The organism is Pseudomonas fluorescens, assembly GCF_902497745.1.
GTDB lineage: Bacteria > Pseudomonadota > Gammaproteobacteria > Pseudomonadales > Pseudomonadaceae > Aquipseudomonas > Aquipseudomonas fluorescens_BM.
Genome location: NZ_CABVHJ010000034.1, coordinates 19575 through 28855, shown reverse-complemented (window position 1 = coordinate 28855; position 9281 = coordinate 19575). Strand labels below are relative to the sequence as shown.

At 57.3% G+C, this 9281-nt stretch carries 8 protein-coding genes; 5 read left to right on the top strand and 3 right to left on the bottom strand.

Features of this window, described 5'->3' with window-relative positions:
- A partial coding sequence (locus F8N44_RS30270) for a tyrosine-type recombinase/integrase (RefSeq protein WP_150652935.1) occupies window positions 1–812 on the bottom strand: 812 nt, incomplete at its 3' end.
- Window positions 813–1133: 321 nt separating this feature from the next.
- Here F8N44_RS30270 and F8N44_RS30265 point away from each other — a divergent pair.
- Window positions 1134–1454, top strand: a complete 321-nt coding sequence (locus tag F8N44_RS30265) for a YbjQ family protein (protein WP_150652934.1) — start codon at window positions 1134–1136, stop codon at window positions 1452–1454.
- Window positions 1455–1514: 60 nt separating this feature from the next.
- Here F8N44_RS30265 and F8N44_RS30260 read toward each other — a convergent pair whose 3' ends face one another.
- A complete protein-coding gene (locus F8N44_RS30260; protein ID WP_127926469.1) occupies window positions 1515–1799 on the bottom strand; it encodes a hypothetical protein in 285 nt (94 codons plus the stop codon).
- A 240-nt stretch (window positions 1800–2039) separates the two neighbouring features.
- On the opposite strand from F8N44_RS30260, the gene F8N44_RS30255 reads away from it, so the two are divergent.
- The 4 genes from F8N44_RS30255 (at window position 2040) to F8N44_RS30240 (ending at window position 3781) form a co-directional block, all read left to right on the top strand.
- Window positions 2040–2228 (top strand): hypothetical protein, encoded by a 189-nt coding sequence (locus F8N44_RS30255; RefSeq protein WP_095050941.1) that lies wholly within the window; start codon window positions 2040–2042, stop codon window positions 2226–2228.
- 324 nt (window positions 2229–2552) lie between these two features.
- Window positions 2553–2924, top strand: coding sequence for a glycine zipper domain-containing protein (locus tag F8N44_RS30250; RefSeq protein WP_007914079.1), 372 nt, complete (start codon window positions 2553–2555; stop codon window positions 2922–2924).
- Between the two features lie 136 nt (window positions 2925–3060).
- The gene (locus F8N44_RS30245; protein WP_007914081.1) at window positions 3061–3480 is read left to right on the top strand and encodes a YMGG-like glycine zipper-containing protein; all 420 of its coding nucleotides are present in this window, start codon (window positions 3061–3063) and stop codon (window positions 3478–3480) included.
- A gap of 121 nt (window positions 3481–3601) precedes the next feature.
- The gene (locus tag F8N44_RS30240; RefSeq protein WP_150652933.1) at window positions 3602–3781 is read left to right on the top strand and encodes a hypothetical protein; all 180 of its coding nucleotides are present in this window, start codon (window positions 3602–3604) and stop codon (window positions 3779–3781) included.
- A 279-nt stretch (window positions 3782–4060) separates the two neighbouring features.
- Here F8N44_RS30240 and F8N44_RS30235 read toward each other — a convergent pair whose 3' ends face one another.
- Window positions 4061–9244: an RHS repeat-associated core domain-containing protein gene (locus F8N44_RS30235; protein ID WP_150652932.1), complete on the bottom strand. Its 5184-nt coding sequence runs from the start codon at window positions 9242–9244 to the stop codon at window positions 4061–4063.
- Window positions 9245–9281 lie beyond the last annotated feature (37 nt).

The following is a 9281-nucleotide window of genomic DNA, read 5'->3' as shown; positions in this document are numbered from 1 at the left end:
GTCCAAAGTTTGGATTTCAAATCAACCTCACTCCAGTCGGCCCCAAGAACCTCACTGGTTCGGCAGGCCGTAAGGATGGTCATTTTGAGTGCGCAGGCAGAGAGTCCTTCGACACTATTAAGTGCCTGCATAAAGCGAGACAGCTCCGAGTAGGGCAATGCCGGGTGGTTTTGGGTGCGTTTAGCCTTGGAGCTGGGCGGTAACAGTTTGTCCAGGTGTCCACGCCAGCGGGCTGGATTTTCACCGTCTCGTAATCCACGTGCTTTAGCGGCATCGAGGACCAGTTCGATCCTGTTACGCACCCGGCTCGCCGTCTCGGCTTTGCTGGCCCAAATAGGTTTGAGGATTTCGAGAAGGTGTTCGGTGGTGATCTGGCTCGTCGCGAGGTCGCCAATGACGGGGGCAGCGTAAGTCGCCAGCGTGTTCGTCCACTGCTGGGCATGCTTGACGTTTTTCCAACCGGCACGATGGGCCTCTATGTAATCGTTGGATACGTCTTGGAACGTGACGGATTTCCTGATGCGTTGGTGCTCAGCCGCCTGCTGTGCGGTGCGCTCATCATCACGCGCCTGCAATGGGTCAATACCGTCGCGCAGTAAGCGTCGTTGATCACTGCTTTTTTGTCGGGCCTCCTTAAGGCCGATGGCGGGATAGGTACCTAACCCCATTTCCCTGCGCTTTCCGGCAAGCTGAAAACGCAGTACCCAATATTTCTTCCCGTTAGGTTTGATAAAAAGGCGCAGACCATCCCCGTCTTCATACGTGCCGGGGGCCGCCAGGTTCTCGATTTGTTTCGCCGTCAACTTACCCAAGTTATGCCCTTACGTACCGTTAAGTTCCCCCATCTGTCCCCCCACTAACAGGCGGAATGTGATGGGTTCTGGTGGATGTCATGAGACGATGATAGGCTTGCAGCGCCTTTAAAATAAAGGGCTAGAGAATTATATCGGTCGTTGACGGATATTAAGTTGGCGGACTCCTTCACCGCCATATTCAGTACACAAAACCCCTGATTTCGAGAGAAGTCAGGGGTTTTGTGCATTCTGGCGTCCGGATTTTATTGGCAGCGAGTTGAGTTCAGCGTTGAGCGATTACAATCGCCGACCTATCTATCAGTAAAGGGACGCCATTCCATGATCATTTCCACCACTCACGCCATTGAAGGTCGGCAGATTACGGCGTATTTGGACATCGTCAGTGCCGAGTCGGTGCAGGGCGTGAATGTGATCCGTGACATGTTTGCCGGTATGCGCGACTTTTTCGGCGGGCGTTCGCAGACCTTGGAGCGGGCTTTGAAGGAGGCGCGTATTCAGGCGACCGAAGAAATACGGGAGCGTGCGCGTGCTCTGCAGGCTGATGCGGTGGTCGGGGTGGATTTCGAGATCAGCATGCCCGGCTGCAAGGGCGGGATGGTTGTGGTGTTTGCGACGGGAACGGCGGTGAAGTTGCGCTGAGTTTGCTTGACGGTGTGTGAGCCCGTTCAGAGATTGAACGGGCTCAATCTTTCTGTGTAATCAGCCTTGTGGTTTGAGGATCACAGCACCTCTCGCGTCATAGGTGAGCGGCGTGTCGATGGCGACAAGCGGAGGTGTGTCGGAAGGTTGGTTCGGTTGCACTGGCTGGCTCGGATGGTAAATGACGCCAGGCTGCAGAACCGGCGTATCCGGGCCCGGATATTTGATGGTGATTTCACCGGAAGCGATTTTGTCCTTGAGTTTTTCCGCCCCGGCTTTGCCGGCTGCGATTTGTTCGTCCGTGAGCTTTACGACGGGTAGATTCGGGAATCCGTTGATTTGCATGTTCTCTCCTTGAGATTCATTTGTATGAAAAAGGGCAACGGCCTGTCTCAGGAATTCTTTAGCGGTGTAGGACCAATGGCAATTCTTCGCGTTGACTTTGTGTAGGCCATTCGTCGGGCATCAGGAGATCTGAATAACAAGTCCAGGAATGACCAGCTAGTCTCAAAAGCGTTGGAGGTCGATATTTTTTCAGGCGAATGGGTTTTTGCCGGTGTCGACCGGTGGCGAAGGGGCGATGGTATGACTGATCCGTATATCGAAGACGATGGCGCTGAATTTTCCTTCAATAACTGTGTACGGTGCGGTCAGACCGAGTACCAGTCAGGCTTTGGCGAGGACCGGGTGCAGACCGGCAAGATCAAATCCACAGCACCGAAAGGGCCGAAGGCAAAATTTCTGCCCAAGGTCAGCGCGCGATCCAGAAAATAATCTGTCACTGCATAACCCCGTCATTGAACGGGGTTTTTTATGGCTGATTGAATGAGGAAATGTCCTACGCACTTTGTTGGCGAATGCAGTGGGCTTTCACAAACTTTTCACGTCTACCACGGTAGGGTGAAGCCATCCGTTAGAAAGCAAGTCTCCAGCCCGTCTCCCCAGCGGGCTTTTTTTTGCCTGTCATAAAACCTTTTCCGGAATCGCTGTCCAATCGGCGCCAAGTGCGTAAAGCCACTGATTTTCGGCTGGACTTTTTCGCGGCGACCGCATTAAATCCCGGCCCTTTTTGTCATCCCAATTTTTGAGGTTTTCGTCATGCGTTTAACACTGCCTGCTCTGGTTCTGGGGCTTCTGGTTGCTCAAGGTGCAATGGCTGCCGGCGATGGCACCGCGGCGCTGGGCGGTGGTCTGGGTGGCGCGCTGGGTAATGTGGTCGGCCAGAAAATGGGCGGCAGCACTGGCGCGGCCATTGGTGCTGGCGTAGCAGGCGCGGCGGGCAGCGCAGTGGCGGCGCGCAAGGGGAGCCGGACCAAAGCGGCGATTGGCGGCGGTGTTGGCGCGGCCGGCGGTTCGGTAATCGGCAACAGCCTGGGCGGCAAGACCGGCGCAACCATTGGTGCTGGCCTGGGCGGTGCGGCTGGCGGCGCGGTGGGCAGCAACCTGTCCAAAGGTCACAAGCGTCACTGAGACTGATCGTTGTCCGAAGAAGCCCGGCTTGATGTCGGGCTTTTTCATGGCTGAACGTTTTCCCCGTTTGCGTCTCCAATCTCACATAGGCCCATGTCTGGGCGGACTGTCCCGCTTCGGGAACTGTGAGGTTCATATGCGCTTGTCATTATCTGCACTGTTTTTCGGTTTGCTGGTAGCACAAGGGGCGATGGCCGCCGGTGATGGCACCGCCGCTGTGGGTGGCGGCTTGGGCGGCGCGCTCGGTAATGTGGTCGGTGGACAACTCGGTGGCAGTACTGGCGCGGCGGTAGGTGCAGGCGTTGGCGGCGCGGCCGGCAGTGCCGTCGGGGCGAATAAACGCAATCGAACCGAAGCGGCCATTGGCGGTGGTCTCGGCGCGGCGGGTGGCTCGGTCGTCGGCAACAGCCTCGGCGGCTCTACGGGTTCGACCATTGGCGCAGGGTTGGGCGGCGCGGCGGGTGGTGCGGTCGGTAATAACCTCGGTGACGATGGTGGCTCTCATTCGGGTGGTGGTCACAAACACAAGAACAAACATAAAAACCGCCATCATTGATGGATGGTTTTACGAAAACCCGGCGTTTTGCCGGGTTTTTTGTATTTGATCGTCGGACTTCGGAACGATTGGCTGTAGGGCTTTTCGAACGTCATACACTCCCTGAAATGACGAGGTTGCCATGACTCCTGAAACCGAAGGCAAGGAAGAGAAAGGTTCGAGTGGACTGCCGTTTATCAATGACCCGGGGAATGAGGACCCGGGGTCGTTGATGGATGATGCGACGGTGCCGCTGAATGATTCGGATGAGGCGGCTATGGAGTATGAAGAGGATGAGGATGAGCAGTCATCGGATGTTTGAGAAGATCTGAGCGTCTGAATCCGGATTTTAAGGGCCTGAGTTCAAGAGGTCCTACAAATTTGTTAGCGACTAAAAACGGCTGCCCGCCAGACATTGAACTGGTGAGCGAGTCTAGGTATAGGCGTCTTTTTGTAGTGCTAACAATGTGAGATCTCGAATTTAGAGAATTCCAGATTGTCTAGAATCATGCTGAGCAACTGGATGTCGAACTGTTCTCTGTATCTATATAAATTTTTTATGATGCCACACGGCAACAGAGCACCCGTCGCTCAATAAATTTTAGAAAGGTAACTCTGTTAAATATACGCTAGGTTCTCGCAGTCTTAATGATGATGTGGTAAACGTTACTTTCGAAGTGCTTGATACAGCTGAAATCAGATATCTGTCTCCAATTGGTTGTATGGATAGACTTAATTTTTTTTGAGTTGGAATGTTGGATGTCGTCAGCTCTCTAATTTCACCGCATGTTATTCCGATTCGGCAAGCATTGTATCCTATGGATTCCCATTTTTTCGGAGGAGTGTCCGGCATTTCTCTAATGTCAAATGCCAAGGTCAATGTTGAAAGGTTGTTGTCCATGTTTAAAGCGAATAGCTTGATCTCCCCAACGGGTATATTTCTGCTAAATACCATATTGAAGAGTTTGCTTCCTTCTATTTCATTCCAGTATTTCATCGTCATTCCTTGAATGGATAATGATCGCGCGTATTTTTTTACTTTGCCATTGCGTGTGTCATGCGCGGGTCGTATATTTATGTGAGGGCCTTGATCTCCTCTATTATTTATATCTCCATATTTATGTCCCGCTGAGTGGTCTTGGAGTGTCAATATAAAACCATCCTCTCGGGTGAATCTATACTCTCTGGTTATAATCGGCTTTCCACTGCTGTCTAGAATGTTATTTCCTTTTCTATCCGTCATGTTGACATAAGTGAACTGCTTCTGCCTGCCACTTACCTCATCAGTTTGAATGTCAGGCTGTTGCCCTTTCGGTATTCCTGCATCAACTTTTGCCTGCCTGAATGCACCGCGCCTGGAAACCTGTGGAAGCTCAACTTCATCAGGTTTTGGACAATTGATCGATTTTTGACCTTTCGGTGGACAATTGGAGTTCAACCCCAACGGATCCACCCACCCCGTCGGATTCGGCACGTACTGGTACTGATTCAACCCACCGGCCAACTTGATCGGATCCGGTGTCAGATACCGCCCCAGCCTCGGGTCGTAATACCGGTGCCGGTTGTAATGCAGGCCGCTTTCGCCGTCGAAGTACTGCCCCTGAAAACGCAGCGGCTGGTTCAGGTAGTCGTCGCCGGCGAGGGTCAGCGTGGCGACTTTGCCGTAGGCGTCGTATTGCGCGGACCAGACGATGTCGCCGCTGTAGTCGGTGAGCTCCTGCGGGGTGCCGAGGTGGTCGAGCTGGTAGTAGAACGGGCAGGCTTTTTTCGGGCCTTTGCCGTCGAGCAGCGCCAGCGGGCGGAAGGTGCCGGGTTCGTAGACGTAGCTGCGGTATTCGTGTTCGCTGCTTTCGGCGACGAGGTGGTCGCCTTGCCAGAAGAACTCGGTGGTGGCGTCGCCGACGGTTTTGCTGATGCGTCGGCCGAAGGCGTCGTATTGGTAGGACGCGATCTGGCCGTCGGGGCGGGTCAGGCCGATCAGGCGGTGCTGGCAGTCGTAGCGGTATTCGGTGACGAGGGTCTGGGCGCGGCCGCGGCGTTCGCGGATCAGGTTGCCGAAGGCGTCGTAGTCGTAATGTCGATCGCCCTGCAGCAGCAGGCGGTTGCCTTTGATCTGGCTGGGGCCGGGGCGGTCCTGCATCAGCAGGTTGCCGGCCGGGTCGTGGGCGAAGCTTTCCGGCAGTTCGTCGCGTGAGTGGCGTACGCGGATGAGGCGGTCGAGGGTGTCGTAGCCGTAGGTGCGCTGGCCGTGGCGAGTGTCGGCGATGTGCGCGAGATTGCCGTTGGCGTTGTAGGCATAATCACGGCGGTACAACGCATCGCGCTGATGGCCTACGGCGTGGGCGAGTAATCGTCCCTGATCGTCGTAAGAATATTCGCTGAGCAGCAGGCCTTGCTGGCGTTGCCGTTCGCGGCCGGACTGGTAGACGTGGCGGGTCAGCTCGGCCCCATTGAGGTCGATGCCGGTCAGCGCACCGCCCTTGGCGTGGCGGTAGTCGAGCACGCTGTTGTCCGGCAGACGCAGGCGCTTGAGCTGGCCGCAGGCATCGTAGCGGTAGCGCAGAGTGCCCCAGCCCTGATGCTCGGTGATCAGCCGGTCCTGGCGGTCGTACTCGAAGGCCAGCGGGTGTTGCTGGCCGTCGTCGACCCCGATCAAACGGCCGAGGCGATCGTATTGATAGCTGACCTTGATGCCGTCGGGCAGGGTTTTGACCAAAAGACGCCCGGCCGCATCGCGCGCATACGCCGTGACTAACTGCGAGCCGTCATCGCCGAACTCGGTCTTTTCCAGCAGATGGCCGTTGAGGTCGTAGGCATACGCCGTGCGCCGGCCGTCAAAACCGCTTTCCTGACGGATCAGCCCGGTCGGTGTGTAGTCCAGCCGGTACTTTTCCCCCGATTCGTTTTCAATCTCGGTGAGCAGCAGTTGCGCGTGGTCGTAGCGGTACTGCACCCGCGTGCCGTCGGGGTTGATCCGCCGCGAAACCAGGTGCAGATCGTCGTCATATTCATAATGGGTGATGCGCCCCAGTTCATCGCGCTCGGCGGTGACCTGACCGTAGGCGCCGTAGCTGTAGGCGCGGGTCGCACCGTCAGGAAACGTCGTCTGAATCAGTCGGCCAACGGCGTCCCAATGCTGACGGGTGACCGCAGCATGTTCGTCTGCGGTCGTCGTCCGTCGCCCCAGTGCGTCGTAAGAAAAGCGCCGCACGCCACCGTCGGGCAGGGTTTCCTCGGTCAACTGGCCGAGGCTGTTCCAGACCAAGCGATGTCGGCTGCTGTCCGGGTAGCGGATCGACAGCAACTGACCCCGGGTGTCGTAGTAGTAATGGGTGACCTGACCGTCGGGATCGACCGCTTCGGTGACATCGCCTTCGGCATTGCGCCGATAGATCCACACTGCGTCACCGCGAGAGCGCTTGTGCAGGAAACCGTTGCGATACTCGTAGGACGTGGGCGCCTCGTCCGGTGGAATCAGCGCGATCAGCCGTCCGACCTCGTCGTAGCGGTATTCAGTGACCGCGCCCAAGGCATCCTGCTCGGCAATCAAGCGCCCCGAAGAGTCATAGGCCTTGAGCTGCTCACCACCATCCGCCGAGACTTTACGCACCAGTCGCGCACGCTCGTCGTGGACGTACGTCTCTTCGGTGCCGTCGACGTAATGCACCGCGACACTGCCGTCGTCGTTCCAGACGTAGCGCGTGTCCATCTGCGAAAACGACGCCCAGTGGCGCACGCAGCGGGCAGCCTTGCCGGACCGCTCCCACTCCCAAAAGAAACTCGCGCCCCCGACCAGTTGCCGCTGCAGAATCACGTGGGCGTCGTCGTAGTCGTAACGCTCGCTGTCACCGACGGCGTTGCTGGCTTCGATCAGGTGCTGATAGGCGTCGTAGCGGTAACTGACCAGCGCCTGTTCAGTGCTCCAGGCGCCGTCGCGAAACACCTGATAATCGATACCGAGCAACTGCGCGCGGTCATAGCGCAACAACAGCGAACGCCCGGCACCGTTATCCAGTCGCTGCACCCGGTCAGAGCGATCGCGTTGCACGGTCAGACGATTGCCATAGGCATCGCTGATCGCCGTCAAACGGCCTGCGCGAAAGTGATAGAAGCGCGCCGTTTCCCCGGCCAGCGCAAGGATCAGCTCCTCCGGTTCATCACCCAGAAAAATCGCCGTCCGCGACAAACTGTTGTGAATCGCCGGGCGTTCAATACTCGGCAGTGGAAAGCGGGTGCGCCGGTTTTCGTGGTCGACCCAGACCACAAAGTCGCCTTCAAAGACCAGCCGATGCGCCAGCGAATGACTCCAGCCAAACCCCAGCCCGACATCGATCTCGGCGGCACTAGAGCGATACAACCGCGTGAACTCAAACGACAATACGCCATCAAGCACCCCATCAGTCAGGGTCAGCAGTTCTTCGCCGGTGACCATCGACACCGGGCAGCCATTGGTGCAGGTGCGCGGCACGCAATCGGCGCTGTCACCGTTGGGGTTTTTCGCCTGATCCGGCGAGTCGTCGTGAGGCTCATGCCGTTCCAACCGACTCGAACCGCCAGACTTGTCCCGCACAACAGGCGCCGGATTCGGCACGGTCAACACCAGCGAATCGGCCTGACGAATGTTCAGCGGTATCGACGGTGTCGGTTTCAACTCAACGTCACGCACATTGAGCATCAGCGGTTTCAAAACGCTGGCATGCCGCGTCAAATCCGCCGAGGACGTCAGTTCGGCCAAGCGCAAAGCCGAAGCCGCCAACCACTCCCGAGCGCGCGGCGACTTGACCTTCGCCAGCACTTTGCTGCTCAGGCGCACCGGCACGCCAACACCACCCGACAACCCCATCAACAGAAAGCTGATCAGCAGTTCGACCCGCACCTCGGCCACCACTTCAGCCAGATACTGCGGCGGCAGCATCTTCAGCCAACTGGTAAACGCGGCCAGATGAATGAACAGCAGTGGCTCATCACCGAGGATCAGCAGGCCGTTGGCGATGGCGTCGCTGGAGGCATTCAATAACGCCTCAAGCTCGGCCTCGCTGAGGTACTCCAGCAGCTTTTCACTGTTGGCCTGCAAGTCGGCGAGCAGGGCGAATACCTGGCGGATGTCATCCCAAACGCCGTTCAGCGCTTTCTCGAACCCGCGCCAGTCGGCCTGTTGCAGCTGACCGTAACGCTGAAGAAATCCGGCGCTGGAAAACTCCGTCCACTGGGGTTGAAACCCTGTCCACTCAGCGCGCAGCCAGCCTTCCAGGCCTGCAATGACACCTTCATAAGAGGCATACAGAGCACGCACATGGTCGGTGGACACATCGGGAAAGAAGGTGATGCGATAACGCTGGCCCCGATCGCAGTCGGTCACCTGCAGAATGCCGCTGGGGCCGATGGTGTGGTGCACTGGTTCGCCGAAAGTCAGTACGCCGCCGACTTCGGCAAGCACCGGTTCGAGCGTCACCGGGGTGTTGCCAATCGGCACGAACCGCGCGGCGTCGAACATGTGCACCAGCGTCAGCGGCCCACTGGCCGGGCACATGACCACCGATGAACTGAGCGGCTGGCGCGACTTGATCGGCGCGCTGAGGCGCACGTCGTTGCCGACAGTGAACACCTGCTCGATATCCAGCGCGGTGCCTGTCCAGAACTGCTCTGCCCAGGCCTCGTAGTTGTTCAGGCACAAGCGGAACTCGTAGATCAGGTTGTCAAAATCCGGCTCATCGGGATTCAAAGCAGCAACAACGAGCAGGCCGATGCTGTTGTTCAGAGCCAGAAGCTGATCGGTTGGGAGCATTCGCAGTTCTCGCGCACATCAAAAAGGTGCGAGGACT